Consider the following 1,297-nt stretch of genomic DNA (forward strand, 5'->3'; position numbering starts at 1 on the left):
TGTAAGCTCCCCCGATGTTCGGCCAAAGAAATTAGAGTTATCAATTGTATGAATTGTTAACTTTAAATTTTGAAAATGAAACGTAAGAACTTTACAGAGACGCAGATTATTGGAGCGATCAAGAAACAGGAAGCAGGCATTGCAGTTAAGGAGATAGCCCGCGAAATTGGCATCAGCGAAGCCACCTTTTACAACTGGAAGGCAAAATACGGGGGTATGGAGGCCAGTGATGTTGCCAAGATGAGAGCATTGGAAAAGGAGAATGGTGAACTTAAGAAAATGTTTGCCGAGCTCAGCATTGAGAACCGGGCCATGCGCGTGCTCATCGAAAAAAAGTTGTAACGCCCCAGGAGAAACGGGAAGCAGTTGATATTCTGACCGAAGAGCAACTGAGTATCCGAAAGGCGTGTAAGATCGTAAGTATTCCCAGATCAACCTACGATTACGAGTCCAAACCTAAGGATGATGGAGAAGTTCAGGATGCCCTGACCAAGCTTACTGAAAAGCACACGGATATTGGATTCTGGCAGTGCTATTACCGTTTGAGAAACAAAGGACATATCTGGAACCATAAAAAAGTACATCGCGTGTATATTGATCTGAGACTAAATCTCCACCGTAAGGCTAAACGAAGACTACCAGAAAGGGTAAAGGAAGCCTTGTATATACCGGAAGCGCCCAATGAGGTCTGGAGCATCGACTTTATGAGCGATGCACTGACGGATGGCAGAAAATTTCGGTTGCTAAATGTTATCGACGATTTTAACCGGGAGTTTCTTTCCATTGATGTAGATACTTCTCTGCCAGCAAAGCGCGTCATACGGGCACTGGAACGCCTGGTTAAGCAAAGAGAATTACCCAAGTGCATCCGCTGCGACAATGGGCCTGAATTTATCAGCCACCAGCTTCAGCAGTGGTGCGAGGAAAATGGTGTGAGACTGCAGTATATCCAGCCTGGAAAGCCAACACAGAATGCATTCATTGAAAGACATAACGGGAGCCTTCGCAGAGGCCTACTGAATGCCTATTTGTTTTCAAGTCTCAACGAGGTGAGAATCATGGCCGAGGAATGGCGATTGGATTTTAACCACGAAAGACCACACAAAGCACTTGGTTACTTATCACCCGTTAAATATGCGGAGAAGTATTACCAGAAATTAAATGCCGATCTACAACTTTATCCACAAGCGGTGACCGGAAATCCATCACAAATTGAAGGGAGCCGCTTAGTGGATAAAGCATTTGAAAAGCTGAAAAACTCTAATTGACACTGGCCCAGTTTTAGGGGAAGCTTACA

Annotated in this window: 1 pseudogene; it reads left to right on the forward strand. The window is 44.7% G+C overall.

From position 1 onward, the window contains the following. Positions 1-75: 75 nt before the first annotated feature. Positions 76-1,142 (forward strand): annotated as a pseudogene (locus AC3WS5_RS15935) (IS3 family transposase); the annotation flags it as partial. Positions 1,143-1,297: the final 155 nt, after the last annotated feature.

This window comes from Niabella sp. CPT15-335-S11, from assembly GCF_058792415.1.